This window comes from Streptomyces sp. NBC_00637 (genome assembly GCF_045161545.1).
Lineage (GTDB): Bacteria > Actinomycetota > Actinomycetes > Streptomycetales > Streptomycetaceae > Streptomyces.
Genome location: NZ_CP109048.1, coordinates 107,588 through 129,398 on the forward strand (window position 1 = coordinate 107,588; position 21,811 = coordinate 129,398).

At 71.5% G+C, this 21,811-nt stretch carries 16 protein-coding genes; 3 read left to right on the top strand and 13 right to left on the bottom strand.

The window, feature by feature from the left end:
* Nucleotides 1-67: 67 nt before the first annotated feature.
* The 10 genes from OG440_RS41050 to OG440_RS41095 all read right to left on the bottom strand — a co-directional run bounded on the left by OG440_RS41050 (nt 68) and on the right by OG440_RS41095 (nt 15,183).
* A complete protein-coding gene (locus OG440_RS41050; protein ID WP_331739381.1) occupies nt 68-1,414 on the bottom strand; it encodes a cytochrome P450 in 1,347 nt (448 codons plus the stop codon).
* Between the two features lie 19 nt (nt 1,415-1,433).
* Complete coding sequence (locus tag OG440_RS41055; protein ID WP_331739384.1) at nt 1,434-1,973, bottom strand: flavin reductase family protein; 540 nt, start codon at nt 1,971-1,973, stop codon at nt 1,434-1,436.
* Complete coding sequence (locus OG440_RS41060) at nt 1,970-2,428, bottom strand: acyl-CoA thioesterase (protein ID WP_331739386.1); 459 nt, start codon at nt 2,426-2,428, stop codon at nt 1,970-1,972. Before OG440_RS41060 ends, OG440_RS41055 begins: the two co-directional genes overlap by 4 nt.
* 3 nt (nt 2,429-2,431) lie before the next feature.
* Nucleotides 2,432-8,353, bottom strand: coding sequence for a type I polyketide synthase (locus tag OG440_RS41065; protein WP_331739389.1), 5,922 nt, complete (start codon nt 8,351-8,353; stop codon nt 2,432-2,434).
* Nucleotides 8,350-9,372 (bottom strand): enediyne biosynthesis protein, encoded by a 1,023-nt coding sequence (locus tag OG440_RS41070; RefSeq protein ID WP_331739392.1) that lies wholly within the window; start codon nt 9,370-9,372, stop codon nt 8,350-8,352. Before OG440_RS41070 ends, OG440_RS41065 begins: the two co-directional genes overlap by 4 nt.
* Nucleotides 9,373-9,374: 2 nt before the next feature.
* On the bottom strand, nt 9,375-11,225 hold the full coding sequence (locus OG440_RS41075) for a CRTAC1 family protein (RefSeq protein ID WP_331739394.1): 1,851 nt from the start codon (nt 11,223-11,225) through the stop codon (nt 9,375-9,377).
* 56 nt (nt 11,226-11,281) lie between these two features.
* Nucleotides 11,282-12,277 (bottom strand): DUF1702 family protein, encoded by a 996-nt coding sequence (locus OG440_RS41080; RefSeq protein ID WP_331739396.1) that lies wholly within the window; start codon nt 12,275-12,277, stop codon nt 11,282-11,284.
* 79 nt (nt 12,278-12,356) lie between these two features.
* Nucleotides 12,357-13,346: a DUF1702 family protein gene (locus OG440_RS41085; protein ID WP_331739399.1), complete on the bottom strand. Its 990-nt coding sequence runs from the start codon at nt 13,344-13,346 to the stop codon at nt 12,357-12,359.
* 97 nt (nt 13,347-13,443) lie between these two features.
* Nucleotides 13,444-13,887: a helix-turn-helix domain-containing protein gene (locus OG440_RS41090; protein ID WP_331739401.1), complete on the bottom strand. Its 444-nt coding sequence runs from the start codon at nt 13,885-13,887 to the stop codon at nt 13,444-13,446.
* An 87-nt stretch (nt 13,888-13,974) separates the two neighbouring features.
* Nucleotides 13,975-15,183: an IS701 family transposase gene (locus tag OG440_RS41095; protein ID WP_406011659.1), complete on the bottom strand. Its 1,209-nt coding sequence runs from the start codon at nt 15,181-15,183 to the stop codon at nt 13,975-13,977.
* Nucleotides 15,184-15,481: 298 nt separating this feature from the next.
* Between OG440_RS41095 and OG440_RS41100 the strand changes: the two genes are divergently transcribed.
* Nucleotides 15,482-16,174: a TetR/AcrR family transcriptional regulator gene (locus tag OG440_RS41100; protein ID WP_331739407.1), complete on the top strand. Its 693-nt coding sequence runs from the start codon at nt 15,482-15,484 to the stop codon at nt 16,172-16,174.
* Nucleotides 16,175-16,181: 7 nt separating this feature from the next.
* Here the strand turns inward: OG440_RS41100 and OG440_RS41105 are convergent, their stop codons facing one another.
* Together OG440_RS41105 and OG440_RS41110 are read right to left on the bottom strand one after the other, a co-directional pair.
* Entirely contained in the window at nt 16,182-17,162 is a 981-nt protein-coding gene (locus tag OG440_RS41105; RefSeq protein ID WP_406011660.1) for an NAD-dependent epimerase/dehydratase family protein, read from the bottom strand.
* The gene (locus OG440_RS41110; RefSeq protein ID WP_331739412.1) at nt 17,159-17,785 is read right to left on the bottom strand and encodes a ScbR family autoregulator-binding transcription factor; all 627 of its coding nucleotides are present in this window, start codon (nt 17,783-17,785) and stop codon (nt 17,159-17,161) included. The genes OG440_RS41105 and OG440_RS41110 overlap by 4 nt, the downstream gene beginning before the upstream one ends.
* A gap of 111 nt (nt 17,786-17,896) precedes the next feature.
* Here OG440_RS41110 and OG440_RS41115 point away from each other — a divergent pair, with 111 nt between their 5' ends.
* Together OG440_RS41115 and OG440_RS41120 are read left to right on the top strand one after the other, a co-directional pair.
* Nucleotides 17,897-18,850, top strand: coding sequence for a ScbA/BarX family gamma-butyrolactone biosynthesis protein (locus tag OG440_RS41115; RefSeq protein ID WP_331739414.1), 954 nt, complete (start codon nt 17,897-17,899; stop codon nt 18,848-18,850).
* Nucleotides 18,851-19,351: 501 nt separating this feature from the next.
* Nucleotides 19,352-20,986, top strand: coding sequence for a hypothetical protein (locus OG440_RS41120; RefSeq protein ID WP_406011661.1), 1,635 nt, complete (start codon nt 19,352-19,354; stop codon nt 20,984-20,986).
* Here OG440_RS41120 and OG440_RS41125 read toward each other — a convergent pair.
* A complete protein-coding gene (locus tag OG440_RS41125; protein ID WP_406011662.1) occupies nt 20,890-21,642 on the bottom strand; it encodes a DUF6008 family protein in 753 nt (250 codons plus the stop codon). The two genes, OG440_RS41120 and OG440_RS41125, sit on opposite strands and share 97 nt — an antisense overlap.
* Between the last annotated feature and the right edge of the window lie 169 nt (nt 21,643-21,811).

Here is a 21,811-nt window from a genome sequence, read left to right on the forward strand (position 1 = left end):
GGCGGCCGGGACGTGTGGAGGGGGCGGGCCCGCGGGCCCGCCCCCTCCACACGTTCCGACTGCGTGCTCAGGCCGGGCGAACCGTCATCGGCAGCCCGCCCCGCATGCGCAGGGACATCATCGGTTCCGGCACGCCCCGATGGCCCGGCACGACGTCCAGGTCCAGGTCCCGGGTGACGAGCGCGGTGACGAAGACGGCCTCCATCATCCCGAGGCCGCTGCCGACGCAGAAGCGGGGGCCTGCGCCGAAGGGGATGTAGGCGTAGCGGGGACGGTTGGCGGCCCGCGACGCGTCGAAACGGCCCGGGTCGAACCTCTCGGGGTCCTCCCACAGGTCGGGGTGGCGGTGCATCGTGTAGGGGCAGACCAGGACGTCGGCCTTGGCGGGAACGGTGAACCCGCCCACCTCGTCGGCCTGTTGCGCGATGCGGGGCAGAATCCACACCGGCGGGTACAGGCGCATGGCCTCTTGGACGACCTGGGTGGTGTAGGTCAGTTTGTGCAGGTCCTCGGCGTCGGGGAGACGGCCGTCGGCCAGGACGGCACGGGCCTCGTCGCGCAGCAGGTCCCGGACGTGGGGGTGGCGGGCGAGCAGCAGCAGGGTCCAGCTCAGTGTGCTCGCCGTCGTCTCGTGTCCGGCCAGCAGCAGGGTGACGAGTTCCTCCCGCAGACGCCGGCGGCCGAGGGCGGGGTCCTCGTGCCGGCGCGCGGCGAGGATCATGCGCGCGAACGCGTCGTCGCCGGGGTTCGCCTCGTCGAGCCGGGAGCCGCGGTCGGCCACCAGTTCGTCGACGATCCGGGTCAGGTCCGCGCGGGCCCGGCGGAACCGCCGCTGGGTGCCCAACGGCACCCAGCTCGGCACCAGCCCCTGCGTGACCATGTCGAACATCGCCTGGTCCTGGACGGCCTCGAAGGCGTGTGCGATACCGCCGTGGCCCTCCAGCGAGGTGTCCATCAGTGTGCGGCCCAGAACCCCGAGGGTCAGTCCGGTGACCTCGGTGAGCACGTCGACGGGCCCCTGCCCCACCCGGGTGCGCAGCAGGGCGGCCAGTGCGGCCGCCTCCTGGGCGACGACACCCGCCTGGGCGGCGACCCGCCGGGGCTTGAAGGCGGGCTGGACGTTGGCGCGCTGGGCGCGCCACAGCGCGCCCTCGCTGGTGAGCAGACCGTCTCCGAGCACCTTGCGGGACTCCACCAGCCCGATGCCCTTGTGGTAGTTGGCGGCGTTGTCGGCCAGGACGTGCTTGGCGTAGTCGGGCCGGTTGAAGATGTACATCTTCTTGGGTCCCATGGCGACCCGGACCGCGTCCGACAGTCGAGCCGCGTCCCGCATCATGCCGAGCCGGTCGACGGCCAGTTTGCGCAGCAGGCCGGGCAGGGCCCACACCGGCGGGCCCGGTGGATGAGCGTTCATGTCACGTCTCCCGTCCATGTCACACCTCGGGGGTACGGTCGGCGAACTGCCGGAAGCGGCCCTGGTGGAAGACCAGGGGCTCGCGTTCGGGTGCCTCGTCCAGGGCGAGCACCCGGCCCAGGAAGACCACGTGGTCGCCGCCGTCGTACGTGCGCCACTTCGCGCATTCGAAGTGAGCCGCCGCGCCCGCGATCAGGGGCGCGTCGGTGCTGTGGCCCGGCAGCCAGTCCACGGCGTCGAACTGCCGGACGCCCGCGGGACGAGAGCGGTCGGCGAAGTACCGGGCCACGTCCTCCTGCCCCGCGGCCAGCACCGACACCGCGAACGAGCCGGACTCGGCGAGGCTGCGGTACATGGCGGCCTCCCTGCCGACGCAGAACAGCACGAGCGCCGGATCGAGGGAGACCGAGGTGAACGAGTTGGCGGTCATCCCCCGGGGGGAGGCGCCGCCGGCCGTGACCACCGTGACCCCGGTGGCGAACGACCCGAAGGCCCGCCGCAGCCGCGTGGTGTCGTCCGCCGAGGCGGCCCACGGCGGCGCGGCGGCCAGGGCGCTCATGCGCTCTGTCCCGTCAGGGACGTGACCCGTGCCCGGTACGGCTCCAGCGCGCGGGCCAGGGCCTCGGGTATGAGCGAGGGCACCGTGTGGGTGTTCGGCCCGCGCATGCAGGCGATCCGCTGGCGGCCGCGGGCCACCAGGACCTCGGAGCCGCCCGTGATCTTGACGTAGTCGAAGGTGAACTCGAGCTGCGTCTGGCCCAGTTCGGACAGCCGCATGCGAATGGACAACTCGTCGAATGCGGTGATCTCGGCGAAGAACTCGCAGTCCACCTTCAGCGTGAACAGCTTGAGATCGTCCTGTACCTCCGCCAGCACCTCGGGCGCCTTGTGATACAGGAAGAGTTCCCGGCAACGCCCCTGCCATCGGAGGTAGTTGACGTAATAGACATTGCCGACGAGGTTGGTCTCCTCGAAACCCACGGTGTGCCGGTACTCGAAGTAATCCCGCGTCATGGTCTAGGGCCGCCCTTCGGTTCGGTCGGTTTCGTGCACGAGGAAGGCGAAGACCGCGGGCTCCAGGGCGTCGCGAAGCGCGGTGACGAAGGTGGCGATGCGGATGCCGCCGGCGGTGAACTCCACCCACGCCTCCTTGCGCCGGGGCAGCACGGTCAGCGGCGCCCCCGCCATGATCCCGGCCTTCTGCAGGCACTCGACGGCGCTCCAGACCCGGGTGGCCGCGGTGTCGGGCGCCTCGCCCGTCTCCTTGGCGACCAGGCGGGCCACAGGGGCGTGGTCGCCGAGGAGCCCCCGCCATTCGGCGTCCGAGCGCATGCTGACCGCCTCGATGTCGCAGGCGACCTGCGCACGGGACACCGCGCTGAGCGTCACCCCGAGACCGTGCGCCGCGGACATCGACAGGTGCCGGTCCGTCTCCAGCTCCGGGCGCCCGTCGGGTCGGTGACCGACCGTCACGGGCGTGCCCAGGGCACGGGCCGCCGCGTCCGCGGTGAAGCCCCGGCGTTGCGTCACCGATCCGGCGGGCTTCGCGCCGTGCGGTTCGACGGCTACCGCGATACGGGCGTCCAGGACGTCCTCGAGCGTGCGCTCCAGATAGGGACCGAGCAGGGGGGCGACCCAGGGGCCGGACCCGTCGGTCTTGCGTACGGCGTGCAGTGTCAGCCCGTCCCAGCGCTCGACGACGGTGCCGTTCTCGTCGCGCACGGCGATGTCGTAGACATACGTGTCGCCGTCCCGGCTGCGTTCCACGGCGGTGTACCGCAGCCGCTCGGGGACGTGGCCGCCGGAGCCGAGCGGGTGGATCCGCTCGACGCCGGAGGGCAGCAGCGTGGCGTCGGGCACGCAGACCTGGTTGCCGTGCATGAGGGCGTCGCGCATCCCCGGGTCGGCCAGCAGCAGCTGCCCCGGCAGGTAGCCCGCGAACCAGCCCGCGGGCTCGCGCTGCACGTCGACGTCGGCGTCGACGTGGCGGGCGGCGGCGCGGTGGAAGCGGCGCAGCCGCTGGAAGCGCGCGCCCTGGAACAACAGGTCGCCGTAGAGGTCGGCGGCCGGGTCGAGCGGGACCACCGAGGTGCCCTCGGGGACCTGGTCGGGCGGCCCGTCCGGAGCCCGGCTGCCGTCGAAGACGAGCCGGGCGCGGAAGTGCTCGGCCACGAAGCCGGTGTCCTCGGCGTGCACGGCGACGTGGACGGTGTCGCGGCCGGTGACGGTGGCGGCGACACGGATCCGCAGGCTGCCGTCCGGCGGCACCACGATGGGACGCAGGAACTGCGCTCCCTCGATGACCGGGGTGCCGCTCCAGCCGGTCGCCGCGGTCGCCACCTGTGTCATCGCCTCCATCCCCATGACGGCGGGCAGGAGCAGATTGCCGTCGAGCAGGTGGTCGGCGAGGTAGGGGTCGGTGCCCGCGTTCAGTTCGGCCTCGGTGACCAGCTCGACGCCGTGGTAGCGCACCAGCGGGTTGCCGGTGAACCGCAGCAGCGGCAGCGGCGGCAGGTCGCGGCGGACGGTCTCGATGCCCTCGGTGCGGCCGCTGACGACCGTGACGACGGGCGCGTCCGGGTCGGAGATCAGGCGCAGCAGGATCGCGACGCCCTGGTCCGGCGAGATGGGCGTGATGCCCTCGCGGGAGAGCGACTCGACGACGGAGAGCTTCTCCCCCATGCCCACGCCCGACCACACCGACCACTCCATGCACCGGGCGCGCAGCCGCGGGTGGGCGCGGGCGACGTCCTCGGTGAGGGCCGCCAGCCATTCGTTGGCCGTGGCGTAGTGGGCCTCGCCGCGCAGGCCCGCCCGGCCGATGATGCTTCCGAAGGTGACCAGCAGCTTCAGTGTGTCGGTGGACACCGCGTCGAGGACGGTGCGCAGGCCGTCGACCTTGGGGGCGAACGTGCGGCGGAAGTCCTCGGCCTCCAGCTCGGACAGCGCGGCCGGCTCGTTGCGGCCGGCGCCGTGCAGGACGGCCGTGATCGTGCCCAGGTTCCGCTCCAGCTCGGCGACGGCCGCCGCGGTCTGTCCGGCGGCGGTGACGTCGGCGCGCGCGTAGTGCACGCTCACCCCGCTGCCGGCCATCCGCTCGAGGTTCTCGGCGAGTTCGCTGTCGGCGGCGGGGTCGGAGCGGCCGAGCACGGCCAGTTTCGCCCCGGTCTTCAGGGCGACGGCCAGGGCGCACTCGGCGGAGATCCCCTTGCCGCCGCCGGTGACCAGCAGGACGTCCGTGGCGTCCAGCGGGAAATCGGTGCTCTGCTGTTCGACCGGCAGAGCACGCAGCGTGGGCACCCGCCGCACCCCGCTCTCGTCGTAGTGGACCTCGCTGAACCGGTCGGTCGCCCGGACCTCGGCCACGACCCGGCCCACGGCGTCGTCGGTCAGCGCGGTGTGGACGATCGTGGTGCGCAGGTGCGGGGCCTCCTGGTGCAGGGTCTTGGCGAGGCCGGCCGCGCCGCGGTCCTCCTGCACCAGGACGAACCGCCGCTCCTGGTCTCCGGCCAGGGCGCTCTTGGCCGCGGCGAGGACGTCGTCCACTTCGCGAAGGGAGCAGCCGCGGGACAGGACGGCGAGGACGCCGCGACCGGCGCCGGCGCCGCGCAGCGCCGCCCTGAGGTCCTGGCGGAACGTTCCGTCGCCGGAGCCGAACAGTTCCCAGTCACCGTCGTCCTCGGCGGCGCCCGGGCGGGGTGCCGCCACGTCTTCCAGATCCACGGCGAACGCCCGGGCCCACGGGGCGGCGCCCGCCACCACGGGGACCGCCGCGCCCTGGGCCGCCGCGGCGCCGGTGCCGACCAGGGTGTCGAGGGCCTCGGCGAGTTGGGCGAGACTCGCGGTGGCGAAGTTGGTGGACAGCTGCGTCGGGGCGACGCCGAGCCGGGCGGCCGCCTGGTTGACGATCTGGCCGACGGTGATGGAGCTGAGGTGCAGGTCGTCCAGGAGCCGGCTGTCCGGGTCCACGAGCTCGACCGGGAGTTCGGCCCGGTCCGCGACCAGGGCCCGCAGCATGTCCAGGGCCGGTTCCCGCTCGGCCTCCTGCGCCGCGGTCGTGTCCTCGGCGACGGCGGGCGGCTCGCCCGGGACGCCGGCGGAGACGGAGACGGCGGACACCGCGACGGCCGCGGTCTGCGCGGACGGGGGCGGGGAGAGGGACGGGTCCGCCGGGACGGCCGCGGTGCGCGGCGCGCGGCGCGCGGGCGCCACCTCCCGGGGCGCCTGCTCGCAGGGGCTGGCGAAGAAGGAGAACTCCTGCCCGAGCCGCAGAGGCCGGATCAGCCGGCCTCTGAACAGGTGCTCGAGCGCGACGGGCGCACCGGTGACGAAGGCGGCGCCGGCCACCTGGAGAACGCCGCGCATCGACTCGTCGTCGGTGTCGAGGGCGACGGCGGGGACACCGGTGGCCGTCTGCGCGAGGCCGCTGAGCACTCGTCCCGGGCCGACCTCGACGAACAGGTCGACGTGCCGGGCCGCTTCGCGCACCGCCTGGGTGAAACGGACGGGGGCGGTGATCTGCCGGCTCAGGAGCGCGCACAGGTCGGTGTCCGGGGCGAGTTCGGTGCCGGTGACGGTGGAGACGACCCTGCCGTTCACGGGCCCGAGGGGCGCGTCGGCGAGCCAGCCGCCGAACGATTCCGCCGCCGGGGCGACGAGCGGCGAGTGGAAGGCGTGCGAGACCGCGAGCCGGGTGCAGCCCACGCCGGACGCCCCGACCATGCGCTCCACCGCGCTGATCGCCTCGGGCGGGCCGGCGATCACGGTCTGTTCGGGGCCGTTGTACCCGGCGATCACCACGTCGAGGCCGGCGATGAGTTCGCGGGTCCGCTCGGCGGAGGTGTACAGGGAGGCCATCGCTCCCGAGGCGCTGTGCTCGGCCATGGCCCGGCCCCGTACGCGTGCCGCGTCCAGGAGCGTCCGCTCGTCGAGGGCGCCCGCCCAGTGCAGGGCGGAGAGTTCACCGAGGCTGTGGCCGACCGCGACGACCGCCTCCAGGCGCAGGGCGTCCAGGACGCGAAGGCCGGCGGCCGATCCGGTGGCGATGCGCGGCTGGGCCACGTCGGTGGCGACCATGTCGCCGTCGGTGGGCAGGTCGGCCCGGTCGAACACGTCGGCGGCCTGCGCGAAACGGCGGCGCAGCGCGCCGCCGCCCGTGCCCTTCCCGGAGCCCTGCCCCGGGAAGAGGAAACCGATGCGGCCCGGTCCGGCGACCGTGCCGAGGAAGCTGCGCGAGTCCGCGGCGGTGTGCCGCGTGCCCTCGTCGGTCTCCAGCAGCCCGGCCAGGTGGCGCAGGCGCCGTTCGGCGTCCTCCGGGGAGGAGGCGACCACCGCCGCGCGGTGCTTTCTGCCGCGCAGTTCGTGCTGGAGGGTGGCGGCCAGGTCCGCGACCTGCCCGTAGGAGACGCGGGCCACGAAGTCGGCGACCTCGGTGATCCGGGCGCGCAGGGCGCGGGGCGAGTCGGCGTCCAGGAGCAGCAGTTCGCAGTCCTGCGGGGAGGCCGCGTGCTCGGCGGGCCGGCGATCGGCGGCCGGGCGGCGCCGGCGGGCGGGTTCGTCGAGGACGACGTGGGTGTTGATGCCGCCGAAGCCCATGGCGGTGATGCCCGCGCGGCGCGGCGCGTCCTCGGGCCAGGGCTCCGCCTTGCGCAGTGCCCTGAGGTTGGCCCGCTCGCCGGTGAGCAGTTCGTGCGCGTCGACGGTGCCGATGGAGGGCGGGAGCGTCTCGGTGTCGATGGCCATGACGGCCTTGATCAGACCCGCGACCCCGGCGGCGGCCTTGGTGTGGCCGATCATGCCCTTGACGGAGGTGATGGCGGCGACGGGGACGTCGGGGTCGGCGGCGGCGCGTTCCTCGGTGAGTGCGGTGAGCTCGGTGGCGTCGCCGACGGCGGTTCCGGTTCCGTGTCCTTCGAACAGCCGGACCGTCTCGATGCCGAAGCCGGCTCTCTCGTAGGCGCGGCGCAGGGCCAGCCGGTAGCCGCTGACCTCGGGGCGGGTGATGCCGCCCTGTCCGTCCGACGAGACGCCCCAGCCCGCGATGGTGGCGTAGATGCGGTGGCCGCCGGCGAGTGCGTCCTCCTCGCGCATCAGGACGGTCATTCCGCAGCCCTCGCCCGGCCAGAAGCCGTTGGAGTCGCGGTCGTAGAGCTTCATCTCCCGCTTGGCGAGCGCACCCGTCTTGGCGAAGCCGATGATCTCGAAGGGGTCGATCGAGAGGTCCACGCCGCCGGCGACGCCGACGTCGATGTCCTCGGAGAGCAGCGCGGTGGCGACGGTGGTGACCGACAGCAGCGACGAGGAGCAGGCGCCGTCGACGGTGTACCCGCCGCCGTTGAGGTCGAAGTGGTTGCAGATGCGGCCCGCGATGGTGTTGGCGAGTCCGCCGGCGAGCGAGTCCTCGTCGATGGCCGGGAACGGTTCCTTGTAGGCGTCCTCGACGTCGTCGAGGAATCCGGCGACACGGGAGTCGTCCCAGCCGTCCTGGCCGGCGAGGGCCGCGGCCATCACCCGCCGTACGTACGGCCAGCGCAGCCGCATGACGTTGGCGCGGGAGAACTCGCCGGTGAGGGTGTTGCCGACCACCACGCCGGTGCGTTCACGCGGCAGGCCCTCGCCGCCGGGGAAGCCGGCGTCGGCCAGGGCCCGCCCGGCGGTGTCGAGGGCGAGCCAGTGCGTCAGGTCGGTCGAACGGTAGGTGCTGCCCGCGATCCGGTGGGCGATCCGGTCGAACGCGTAGCCCTCGATGACGGCGGCGTTGCGGGCGTAGAAGGTGTCGGGGGTGGCCGGGTCGGCGTCCCAGTAGTCGTCCAGGTTCAACCGCACGTCGGGCAGCCGCCGGAAGGCGCGTCGCCCGGCGACGGCGTTGTCCCACAGCTCGGTCGGTGAGGTGGCGTCGGGATAGCGGCACGCCATCCCGACGACGGCGATTCTGGTCATGCGGTCACCGGGACCTTTCGGGTCTCGGCCGCGGCCGCGCAGGCGCAGGCGCCGGCCGGGCAGTCGCAGGCCGGCGTGTCCTGGTTCATCGCGTGCTCGACGGCGGCCAGGGCCAGCGCCTCCTCGGCGCGCCTGCGGGCCACGATGTCCGCGGTCCACAGGAAGGCGCCACGGATCGCGCAGACGAGTGCGGTGGCGAAGAAGAGGCCGTAGGCGATGCTCATGGCGGTCAGGACGCCGTACACGGTGGCGACACCGCCGCCGAAGGCGATCTGACCCCACTTCGAGGACGGGGTCGTGCCGGGGTCGGTGATCATGTAGTTCGTGAAGAGCACGAACGCCACGCCGGTCATCATCGCCAGGGCCGCCGGGATGGACGTGCCGAACAGCAGGCCGCGCACGACGGCCTGGAGGGCATAGCCGCCGACCCAGGCGAGGATGAGCCACATGCGCTCGGTGAGCTTGGCGTTGAGCATCGTGCCGAGGCTCAGGATGATGGCCGGGACGAGCCAGTCGAAGCCGCCGTCGAGGTACTCGGTGAACTGGTACGGCGGGGCGATGGAGGCCCAGGGGAAGAGCAGCAGGATGACGGCGATGCCGAAGTTCGAGGGGTTCATGACGTGCCGCATGCGCCCCTTGACCGGGGCCCTGAACACCCACTTGGCGCCGACGGCGACGACGACGCCGAAGATCATGACCGAGACGACGTCGTTGACGTAGGAGAGCATGTTCACCGCGAGCCCGGTGATGTGGGCCGGCAGCAGGAACTCCATCAGGCCCTTGAAGCCGTTGCCCCGGAAGCGGGGGGTACGGCCGTCGGTGTGCGCGCTGATCGCCTCCAGGGCGATCTCCAGCGAGTACGCGGTGGCCAGGGCGATGAACGGCCAGGTCCAGGGCTGTTCGAAGCCGAGGACCGCGTAGCCGAAGACGTTGAGCACCGAGATCGAGATCGCGAATCTGCGCAGCGCGGTGACGACCTTCAGGGTGTGGCGTGGGGCGGCGGTCTGGGACGAGGGCATGATCACTTCTCCTTGGCCTGGGTGCCGAGCTCGAAGGCGTGCCGGCCGGGCTCGATCCGCAGCTTCTGCTCGTGGACATCGCCGTTGCGGTCGCGCCAGGTCAGCAGTGCGGACAGCGGACCCTGAACGCCCTTGCCCAGGCCGATGTGCACGTCGGTGCTGCGCTTGCCGGAGTGCCCACCGCCGCCGTCGACGCGGGCGACGCGCATCGTGCCGTCGGGCAGTTCGACGCAGACCTCGGCGCCGACGACGGGTGCGCCGTCGGGGTGGGTCAGTGTCAGGTCCACGGAGGAACCGGCGTTCTTGCTGGTGTTGCGGTAGAAGACGGGCTCGCCCCACTGCCGGGCGACCGCCATGTCGAGGCGGCCGTCGCCGTCGACGTCCGCGGTGGCGATGCCGCGGGTCGGGACGGGCTCACCGATGCCGAGTGCCTGGGAGAGGTTGGCGTACCTGCCGGTCTCCTCGTCCTTGGCGAAGAAGCGCATCCGCTGGCTGCCCGCCAGGTCGTCGCCGTGCTTGACGTTGGGCCACCACGCGGGATTGCGGACCAGGGCGTCGTTGGCGGTGGCGAGTTCCTGCAGTTGCGGCCAGCGGTTCTTCTTGCCCTTGACGAAGCCGAGGGCCTGGGTGATCTCCAGGTTCCCGTCGTTGTCGAAGTCGCCCATCTTCACGTCCCAGCCCCAGCCCGACCAGGCGAGCCCGAGGGAGGAGGACTCGTCCTTGTAGGGGGCCACGCCGTCCAGGAAGTCGCCCTGCAGTTCGGCCTTGCTGCCGGCCTGGTTGACGAAGGCGAAGTTGGACTCCTGGATGCCGAACGACGTCGTGATGTTGCTGACGAACATGTCGAACAGGCCGTCATGGTTCAGGTCCCCGAAGTCGACGCCCATGCCCTTGAACGAACTGCGGCCCAGTTCCTTGGACTTGGGGACGGTTCCGGTGTGCTCGGCCTTGACCTCGCTGAACTTGATGCGGCCCGGGGTGGAGACGTTGTGCAGCAGGGCCGAGGTGCCGAAGTCGTGGGCGAGGTAGACCTCCGGCAGCCGGTCGCCGTCGAGGTCGGCGGCCGAGATGGCCAGTGACCAGCCCTTGTCGATGCCTTGCGGGATGGCGTCGTCGGTCTTCTCGTAACCGTCCTTCGTCCAGCGGAAGAAGTGGCCGCCGCCGCCGTTCTGGGCGTGCGAGAGGGAGTCGTTCATGGTGACGCCGCCGTCCTTGGAGGGGTCCAGGACGGGGCTGTCGGGGAAGTAGTTGCCGACGTAGATGTCCTCGTGGCCGTCTCCGTCGAAGTCGGCGACGGCGGCGGTGTTGGAGTTCCACAGCGGTCCGGTGTACTTCTCGCCGGGCTTTCCGGGCAACAGTTCGGTGGGCCGGAAGGAGTCCGCGGTCAGCGGCCTGCCCTTCACGCCTTCGTTGAGGTAGATGACGGGGGTGCGGCCCCAGTAGTAGACGAGGAGGTCCATGGACCCGTTCTCGTCGTAGTCGCCGGGCACACAGCCCATCGGGGCCATCGTCGTGCTGGTGCCGAGCGGGGCGGGGTCGAGCGCGAAGGGCTCGTAGGCCTTCCCTCGGGTCGGCGCGGGAGTGACGACCGCCTGGTCGATGCGCGGGTCGGTGACGCACAGGTCGTTCGGCAGTCCGTCCTGGTCGAGGTCGTTGAGGGCGATCCCGGCACCGACCGAGGAAATCCACGCCTCGATGTGCTTGTACGCCTTGTTGACCTTCCGGACCTCTTGCTTCTCGAATCCGGCGGGCATCGCTATGGAGAGCGGCTCGAATGCGAAGTTCTTCGCCAGTTTATCGACCTCGGCGGCCGACGACTGGGGAAGCTGCACGGCGTAGAAAGTCCCCACCATGAGCGCGAGGGCGACAATTCCCGGAGAGTTTCTGCGTACCCAGTTCTTCGTGACCGTCACTGGTCGGCACCTTTCCGGGCGAGCGAGAGGGAGGAGAAGGACGCGAGGTCCGCGGCGACGTCACGCCGCCAGGTCTCGTAGGTGGGAGAGGCTCCCCGGCCGCCGTCGGACGGCCTGCGCTCCCGGCAGACCCGCGAGGCCTGCTCCGCTGTCGTGCCGCACACGACGCGGGCCGCGAGGTGGGTGTGCTCGATGACGGTGTCCGCCTTGACGCGTGCTTCGACGGCGAACGCGGAGCCCTGGGCAAGCGCCCAGCGATGCTCACCGGCGCCGTCCACGAAGCGCTGCAGCTCGCCCTCGTCCACCCCGCCCGCGTAGGTGCAGGCGAGGCCGGCGCCCGCGTACAGGTCGGCGTGGCGGCGCTCGGGATAGGCCCGGATCAGGTCGGTGACGACGTCGGGGTCGGTGCCGCCGACGAACCACAGCGCGCGGCCGATGCCCTGGTCGATGGCGTTCGGCGTGTAGTGGTTGTGACCGCCGCGCCAGCGGAAGGGATGCTGCACCTCGGGCGTGCGGGCGTAGGCGTCGGTCTTGAAGTACGCCTGGTGAAAGCCGTATCCGTCCAGGGCGAGCCAGCGCAGCAGGGGGTCGGTGGTGCGGATGTCGGGCCACAGCGGCTTGGGCAGCCGTGCCATCGCCCAGCCGATGCCGACGTAGATCATGTAGTCGTGGTGCCGTCCCCGGCCGGCCAGGAGGCCGGCCAGCCGGCCGTTGTGGCCCGGGAGCGAGTCGTGGACCGCGGCGCCCATCCCGGCGCCCTCGTAGGCGAAGCCCCGCATGTCCCGCGGGACCGTCTCGAGCATCTCCTCGCTCTCGGCCGCCGAGGACGCCTCCATCGCGTAGGCGTAGCCCTGGAGAAAGATCTCACCGATTCTTTCGAGCCGCGCTTTCGCTTCCGCGTTCTTTACGTGAAATCCTCGCACCTCCATGGTCGTTTCCGAAATAGGAGGTGTGAACAACCGGCGCCGCAAAACGCCAAAACTTGTGGCCACGACGGTAACCCGCCCCTCTCAGATCCATGAATGAGCCAGCGGATCAAATTGAGCCAGGGGGACGGGTGACCCGTCTACTTCATACGTGCTCTACAAAGGAGTCCGAAGCGATTTGGTCACGTACATTTCGCCGCCAGACCTCGTACGCGGGTCCGGTGGCCGTCCCCGGCGCGAGCGGAGCGCAGTCGTCGGCGAGCCGGGCGGCCGCCTCGGCCGACAGCCCGGCGAAGGCCTGGACGGCGGCGGCGGTGTGCTCCGGCACGTGTCCCGCGTGGTGGCGGGCCTTGGCCGCGAAGACGGACCCCTGCGCCAGGTGCCCCCGGTGGTCGCGCGCCTCCTGGCGCAGCGTGACCAGATCGGCCGGGGTGCTCCCGCCGGCGAAGGTCGCCGCGAGGCCGACACCGCTCCACAGATCGGGCTGCCGCTCCCCGGCGAAGGCGTGCACGGCCGCGCGGACATGCTCCGCGTGGCCGCCGTGGATGAACCACAGGGCGCGTCCGACGCCCTGGTCGAAGGCGCGCTGCCAGTAGGAGGCGTCGCCGTCCCAGGCGTAGGGGGTGTCCAGGCGCTGCTTGTTCACCCAGGTGTCGGTGTCGAAGTAGGCGCGGTCGAAGCCGTAGCCGTCGACGCAGAGCCAGCTCATTTCCGGGTAGTACTCGCCGCCGGACAGGTCGGGCACGAGCTTCTTCCACAGCGGGCGCGGCAGTTTGGCCATGGCGAAGCCGATGCCGATGTAGTTCAGGAAGATGTGCCGCTTGCCGCCGCCGGTGAGCAGGCCCCGGGTGCGGTCGCGGCGCGGTCCCATCGCGTCTCGGATGGCGCAGGCCATGGTGGCGCCCTCGTAGGCGAAGCCGCGCTGCTCGGGGTCGATCAGGGCGAGGCGCCGTTCGGTGGTGGCGAGGTCCCGGTCCTCGATGCCCCACTCGAAACCGGTGACGACCGCCTGCGGTACGGCTTCCAGCTTCCGGGTGCTCCCGGTGGCCTCCACGGCGAAGCCTCGGCCGGAGAAACTGACTTCCTCCAGGGACGGGGCCATCAGCTGCCTGCGCAGGGCTCCCAGTACGGGCATGTGTGCCTCCTCGTACGAGCCGCTCCACCGGCGGCCGACGAGTCATCGTGGGCGAGCCGGACGACGCGGGGCATCTTCGGCCGTGCGCTCCGCGCGTTCAGCGCACCGGGCGCACCTGGACCTCCTCGTCGTGCACGGCCCGTCCGCACTGCGCGCAGCGCAGTTCCGCGTGCACGGGGCTCTCGCAGCCGATGTGGTCCGCGCGCCGGGGCGGGCCCAGTTCCTGCGGCAGGTTGCGGTCGCCCCACTGCATCAGGGCGAGGACGGCACAGGTGAGGTCCCTGCCGGCCGGGGTGAGCCGGTACTCGTGGCGGACCGGTTTGTCCTGGTAGGGAACCCGCTCCAGGACACCCTGGTCGACCAGCCGGGTCAGCCGGGCGGCCAGCACGTTCCTGGCGATGTCCAGGCTCTCCAGGAAGCCTTCGAAGCGGCTGGTGCCGAGCAGCGCGCTGCGGATGATCAGCAGCGTCCAGCGTTCGCCGATGACCTCGAGCGTCCGGGCGAGGTTGCAGTCCTGCCCCTCGTACGTATATCTCAGCATGTGATCACACTGGGCTCCGGTGAACTTTCCGACGGGTTCGAGGCGTTCGCGGTGGCTGCCCGTGAACAGCGCGGTGTTCGGCGGTGTTCACGCGGCCGCCAGCAGCGGGCGCTCGGCCGGGGCACCGGCCGGCAGATGGAAGCGGCTGTAGGCGTAGGCGGCCGAGGCGAGCGTCATGTGGTGGTGCCAGCCCGGGTAGGAGCGGCCCTCGAAGTCGAGCAGGCCGAAGCCGTCCTTCATGTCCCGTACGGCCTCCCCCGCGCGGGGCAGCATCCGGGCGAGTGCGAGCACGGACTCCGTACGGGCGTGGACGAGGCTCGTCAGCCAGAACTGCGCCGGACGCCGTTCGCCCTCGGGCCGGAAGGCCAGCAGCCGGTAGGTGCGTTGGGCGTGCGGCCCGGACAGACCCTGCCCGGGAAGGCGTACGAAGCTGGAGACGACCGTCGTGTGCCGGCCGCCGCCGTCCCGGGGGGCCACCATCTCGGTGTGGGCCGACATGCCCCCGCCCGCCCCGAGGAGGGCGCCCGCCGTGAGGACCAGGCCGTGGCCGTCGCCGCTCTGCGAGCGCTGCAGCCGCAGGTGGCGGCCGACCATCACCTGGAGGTTGCCGGGCACGGGAGCGACGAAATCGCGGCCGCGCAGGGCGAGTCCGTGCAGCAGCGTCCGTACGCCGAAGCCGGTGGCCGGGTCCAGGCAGCAGACGACCGGAAGGGACGCCGTCCCGGCGCCCTGGGCGAGGGAGTCGATCAGGTCGAGGGCGTGCTGTTCCGCCGTGCGCAGGGCCGCGTCCGCGGGGATCCTGGCGCGCCGGCGGCGCTCGGGGTCCCTGGTCCACGAACCCGGCAGCAGCAGACGCCAGTCGACCGGCACGGTCGGTCCCGTCGAGGCCAGGAACGCGCCGATGCCCACCTGGCAGGTGACCGACCGGCCGGTGGCGGGCAGAAAGCGGCGGTGCACGCCGCAGGAGTGTTCCCCTCGCTTGCGCAGCACCGCCTGGTCGACCACCCATGCCATCGGGGCCGCCTGCTGCTCCGCCCATCTGCCCAGCTCCGTGCGGACCGGGTTCCAGTCCCAGGGGCTGGCGTTGACGAACTGGTGCAGGGACTGGGAGGTGGCGGGCGAGCTGGAGATCGTCTCGGCGAGCCGCCGGACCGACTTCTTGCCGGGGGTGGTCAGCAGAGCCTGTACGTAGGCGTGGGCCCATCGCCGCTGATCGGCTCGCGGCAGGCCCTCGAAGATCCGCTCGGTGAAGACCGGTATCGAGGTGCCCGTGTGCGCCAACGCTCGTCCAGCCATGGCAAGTTCCCCTCCCTGATCGACCTGCGGCTGCTGTCCGCGCTAAAATAATAGCGAACACCCTCTTTTTTTTCGCGACTCAGGGGAGTTGCCGTATGTACTTCGCCAAGTCGGCCGGCCCGGCCCCTCGCGGCCCGGGTCTGGGGCCGCCCGTCCGGAGCCGCTCCCACCTGCGCTCCGGCGGCGGCCGGGAGCCCGCCCGCGCACCGCAAGGGCCGCCCTCGCGGCCGGAACACGCCATCGCCGCGGGTGCGCCCACCGGGTCCTCGACGACGGCGAACCCTCTCGGGGAGACGACATGGTGAAACAGGAAAGAGCCCTGCGGACCCGGGCGGCCGTCATCAAGGCGGCTGCCGTCCAGTTCGACCGGGCCGGTTACGACGGCACCTCGCTGTCACAGATCAGCCAACTGGCCGGCATCTCCATCGGAGCGGTGACGTTCCACTTCCCGACCAAGCAGGAGCTGGCCGACGCCGTACAGCTCGAAGGGCGCTCCGTCACGCTGGCCGCCCTCGAAGCCCGGGCCACCACCTCGCAGCCGGCGCTGTGTCAGGTCGTCGATCTCACCCTGGAACTGGCCCGGCTGATGGAGGAGGAGCCCTCGGTGCGCTCCGCCGTCCGCCTGGGCCGGGAACGTCCGGGCACGGCATCCTGGTCGGAGGCGTGGCTGCCCGCCGTGCGGGACCTGCTGGAACAGGCGTACGCCGCCGGGCAGTTGAAGGAGAGTGCGCCGCCCGCGGACATGGTGACCCTGGTCGAGCATCTGACCAGCGGGGCGGAGGCGTACATCCGCAGCAAGATCGGGACCGAGACCGAGTTCGGCAGCACGATCGAGCGTCTCAAGCGCGTGTGGAACCTGGCCCTCGCGGGGGTGTCCGCCGCCCCGGCGCCGGAGGCCGCGCACCCGGCCGAGGACCCGCTGATCGTGCTGGGGAGCACGGCGGAGGCGGCGAGGCCGGCTCCGTCCCCGGAACCCGAGACCACCGCATGACACGGTGTCAGGCGGCCGGCCGGGCAGCGAGAGCCGACCGGTACCAGGCGGCGGCTCCCGCCAGCCGCGCCAGTGGTGTGGGGCCCGCGGCGCACCCCGCGGCTTCCCAGACGTCACGGCTGTCGTACCAGTGATCCGTGGCGACGAGGGCGAACTGGCGCTCGCGTACGGAGGTCTCGGCCGCGCGGAGCATGGCCAGGCACTCCTGCCAGGGCACGTTCGCGGACACCGGCGGCAGCACCCCGTGGTGGGCGAGCGTGGTCAGCAGATCGCCGACGCGCACCGGTTCGGGGTGACTGGCGTGCCAGATCCGGCGGCCGCCGGCCCGGCCGGGAGCGAGACCGAGGCGGGTGACGAGCCGTGCGAGGTCCTCCACGGCCACCGCCGACACCCTCCCCCGTCCGCCGTCCCATACGGCGGGCACGGCGCGCAGGCAGTCGCCGAGCAGCGGGACGACCCAGCGGTCCCCCGCGCCGAGCACCAACCCGGGGCGCAGTACCGTCGCCCCCGCGGCCAGGGCGTGCGCCTCGCCCGCCAGCCGGGTCCGGCTCACCACCGAGACGGGCGCCGGGGACACCTCGTCGACGCCGATCCCCCGGTGGGGGCCGGGGCCGTAGACGGCGGCTGTCGACAGGTGCACGATGCGGCCCACCGCGGCCCGGGTGGCCTCCTCCATCAGCGCGGCCGTGCCGAACCGGTTGACCGCGGCGCACTCGGCGGCGTCGGATCCGATCGCGGCGGCCATGTGCAGCAGCACGTCGGCGCCTTCGCAGACACCGGACAGCGTCTCGGGACGCGCCAGGTCGGCGCGCACCCACTCGAAGGCCCCGCCGTCGGCCGTGTCCGGCGGACGACGGCCCAGTACCCGCACGGTCGCACGAACGACGTCCGGGGCGTCGGACCCGTCGCCCCGGCGCAGAAGTTCGCGCAACACCGCCGAGCCGATGAAACCGGTGGCGCCCGTCAGCACCACCCGCACCGGTCTCACGCGGCGAGCCGCTGCACGTTCGTCGGCAGCCTGAACCGTGCCCTGGCCTGCGGGGTGGCGACACCGGGCAGGAAGTAGCGCCACATCGACACGAGGCGTTCGGGCAGGTCGGCGCGTCCGCTCGAGACGTTGGAGAAGATCTGCGTACCGCTGTAGGCGCCCACGAGAACGTTGGCGAACTCGCGTTCGTCGACCTCGGGCAGGAGCTCGCCCCGTCCGCGCGCCTCGCACAGCAGCCCGTAGAACTCGTTGACCCACTCCTGGTAGGCCGTGTCGTCGCGCAGGCCGAACTCGCCCTGCTCGACGGCGAGCCGGACGCTGGCCCGGAACAGCACGTTGCTCTGCAGCTCGTACGCGAGGCCGAACGAGAGGTCGATCAGCTTCTGCAGTCCGGCCGATTCCGTGGAGAAGTGCACGAAGTCCTGCTGGTGCGCCAGCACGGCCTGGGCCAGGCCCTTCTTGGACTTGAAGTGGAAGTACATCCCGCCTTGCGTCACGTTCGCCCGAGCCATGATCTTGCTGATGCTGGCTCCGCTGTATCCGCACTCGTCGAAGATCTGTGCGGCCGCATGCAGGATCGCTTCCCGCGTCTTCACCGCCCGTTCCTGCTTCGGCTCACCCATTACTCGCCTCGATCGCTCTCGACAAAAAAAACGAACACCCTTATTTTACAGACCAACGCCTTCGGCCGGTAGGCAGGGGGCTTCCACCACGCACGCCCCGGGGGGACCGGCATGCTCGTCACCACAGAAAGTGCTCTTGCCGACAGACCGAACCTGACCACGACCGTAGCCAAGGAGTACGTGCACCGAGCCGCTCTCGCGGAGGTGTTCCTCACGAGCTGGGCGAAGGTCGGCCCCGATGCGTTCAAGGTGAACGCCCAGTGGCCCCGCAGCCACAGCTTCTACAGCTGCGAGAACGGTCTGTACGACCCACTGCTGCTCTGCGAGACCGTGCGTCAAACGTTTCCTCTGCTCATCCACGTCGCCTACGACGTGCCGTTCGGCCACCAGTTGAGCTGGTCGCGCTTCCAGTACGCGGTCAACTTCGAGGCGATGGGGGTGGAGTTCAGACCTGCCGAGATCGAACTGCACGTCACCTGTTCGGACATACGCTTCTCCCGGTCGTTGCCCGCCTCGATGTCCATGCACATCGAGGTGGTCCGTGACGGTGCGCTCCTCGCCGTGGTCAGCACGCGCTTCGGCTGCCACTCCCCCGCCGTGTACCGGCGCCTGCGCGCGGGGCGTGCGGGCGTAGCCGCCGTGTTCGCGGACGCGCCCAAGCCGCCCCGGCCCGTCGCGCGGACCGAGGTCAACCGCCACCGGTTGCAGGACATCGTCCTCGCGCCGACGCCGCAGCCGCGACGCTGGCAGCTGCGCGTGGACACCGGGCATCCGGTGCTGTTCGACCACGCCGTCGATCACGTGCCCGGGATGCTGCTGCTGGAGTCGGTGCGACAGGCGGGCCAGGCCATGCAACCGTCCTCGATCGGGATGATGCCGGCATCGATGGACGTCGCCTTCAACCGCTACGTCGAGTTCGACGAACCATGCTGGATCGAGGCCAAGCCGGTCGCCGAGACCGCGTCGGCCCGGGACGGCAGTCGCACGGTGCGCGTCAACGCGCTCCAGGGCGACGACTTCGTGTTCACCGCCACCACCGAGATGGCGGACGCCACCCCGCTCTAGAAGCACGGGAGACATCGCTCGATGTGGTGAATCTCCTGCGCGGGTGAGAAACGTGCCGCAGCCGGACCCAGTGTGCCACCACTGGGTTCGCGGCCCGCTGTCATACCGCCCGTCGAGCTGCCAACTCGACGGGCATCGACCCGTTTCGGGTGCCACCCCGCACGGGCGTCGATCCGGTTCTGCCCGAACCACGAAGCCGCGTACGCGGCTTCAATACCTCATCTGGGCCAAGCCCGGCCCAGCAGGAAAGCACTGCCCCTGCCACGCCCCGACGAAGCCGGGGCGAAAGGCGGTCCTCACCAGGAGGCCTCCCGAACGGGAGGAGTCCCACGACGGAGGAAGCGCTCTCATACCTGTTTCGACTCGCGTCAGCACAAGAGATAGCCCGACCATCTAGGACTTGCCCACATCATGAAGCAAAGCCTCGAAATCCGCCAGCCCCTGCAGTCCGCGGTATCAAGCAAGACCCTTCTTCGCCAATTACCCCCGGACTCCGGCCCCATGGGGACGACGACGCTCCCGGCGCCCGCGCGGACCGGGCCGGACTGGGTGCGCCAGCGGGTGAAGGTGCCCATGCGGCTGGTGGATTCCGCCCACTATTCCGACGCGGCCCTCAGCGTCTACATCAAGGTCAAAGCCCTGGCCCAGCGCCCTGAGGGGTGTACGGCGGGCATCGCCACCCTCGCGTCGTACCTGGGCCTGTCCCAGTCGACCGTGCAGCGCGGCCTGGCCCAACTCCGCTCCCCCGGGCCCGACGGCATCGTGGAACTGCCCGACAGCCGGCGCAGATCGCTCCCCGGCGGCCGCGGTACGACGGCTCAGCGGCGCGTCAGGCCGATGACCTCGACGGAGCGCTTCATCTGGGTCCCCGTGATCACCAGCGAATGCCTGCGGCCACGCCTGCTGCGCGCCTACGCGGTGATCTCCTACGCCGTGGCGCAACGGCACCCCTTGACGGTGGGGCTGCTCGCGGATCTCCTGCGCCACCACTCGGGACGACGCGCGGGCCTGCCCATCGCCGCGGAGGCGGCCGGGCGCGTCATCGATCAGCTGGCCGCGTCCGGTTGGATCACGGTTCACCGCCGGGCCGGGGAGCGCGGACGTCATCTGTTCCTGGTTCACGACGGCCGCACACCGCCGGTTCCGGCACCACGGGAACTCGTCCCCACCACCGGTCTTGATGACCGATCAGGTACCCGTGTTCATGAGGAATCGCTCGTGTATGAGGAAGACCTCTGTACTGACCGACCCGAGAACGAACTGCGTCCTTCCCCACCCGCCGTAGGCGAGAAACCCTTGGTCGAGGCCGAAGGCGGCGCTTCGACACCCTGCCCGACGTCCGGCTCGAACGGCGGAGGGGAGACTCCCGAACCGGTCCCGCAGGCGACCGACCGCTCTGCGAAACCCCCCTACACGGGGCCCCCGCTGACCTTCAGCAAGCGGGTCCACACCGTGCTGGAGCCCGTGCGCTTCCTGCTGGACGGGCTGAAGCCCTACGTGCTCCGCCTCATCGGCCGGGAGGTCTCGCGGCAACTCGACAGGGGCACGGCGATCGACCGCCTGCGCGGCCGGCTCACCCGGCGACTGGCCGCGGTGTTCCTCACCGACATCCGCGACGTGGGCCGCTGGCTGGTCGGGGTGGCCCTCCCCCGCTGGGGCTGTGCCGACCCGGACTGCGAAAGGGGGATGCTGTGGTCGACGGGCGCGCCCTGCCGGACCTGCCAGGAGGCGATCGCCGACCGGCGCGCGACCGCCGCGGCCCGGAGCCTCCCGACGCCGGTGGCGGCAGGCGGCGAACCCGAACGGCAGTCTCCCCCGGCTCGTCGGCGGCTCCCCCGGGCCACCGGCGACGCCCTCCCCCACGCCGACCCCGGCCACAGCGGCTCCCCGCAGGAGGCACCGTCTGCGCCGGAGCGGGTGGTGATCAGCCCCTGCCGGGGACGAGCCGGAGCCTGTGCCCGGATGGCTCCCCATGGCCTGTGCTGGCGATGTCGGGTGGAGGAGGTGGCGCCGCCCCCGGACGAGGGCGGCGCACCCGCCTACTCCTCCCCGACGAGCGCGGGCTCCCGAACGGCGTCCGGCGCCTTCTCGGCGTGGGACGCGACGGCGACCGGGGCGTCCTCGTGCCGGCCGTAGGCGGCCCTCACCTCACGCCGCTCCCGCCACAGGTGGAAGACGGAGAGCATCAGAATGATCGTCCCGACGAGGTTGAAGACGAAGTGCCACCAGATCCGGTAGGTCACCAGCGCGGGCCCGGGTTCGATCGCCCCGAACCAGGTGGACAAGCCGATGGCCCGGCTGGCCCCCAGCGCGACGGACACGGTCAGGACGATGTGCTCCACGCCGTGGAAGCCCTGCATCCACACGCCCATCCTGGCCCACTTGCGGCTCTTCAGCTCGCCACCGACCCGCCTGGTGATCTGGGCGATGCCGACCAGACCGGCGAGGAAGATGAAGTTTCCGGTCAGGTGCAGGATCTCCATGCCGAGCGAGGGCTTGGTCATGTCGATCTGCCCCATACCCCGGGAGAGGCTGTTGGCCCAAGGAGTCATCCAGGCCGGGGAGTAGGGGTGCGCGATCCAGTAACCGGCCTGTGCGACATGCTCCTGGAAATGACCCACCTGCCCGACGACGCCCAGGCCGATGAGCCCCACCGCCGCCTTGTACAGCCAGGGCTGCACCCATCTTCCGTTCGCGTAGGCGAGGACCGCGACCGCGAGCCACATCGCCACCGCCCAGCCGATGAAGAGGACGGCACCGAGAGTGTCCACCGTGGACACGGCGGTTCCCATTCCAGGCATCCCTGGCATTCCATGCGTTCCGGGCGCGTGATCCACGTGCGTTCCTCCTGGGGCATCGGCCGATGTGACAACGCTCGTCAGTCGACAGAACCGTAGGAATTCGGCGTCCCCGCACACCACTTCTGCAGTGCTGACTTCACCGTCGGATTCCGCGGGGCGA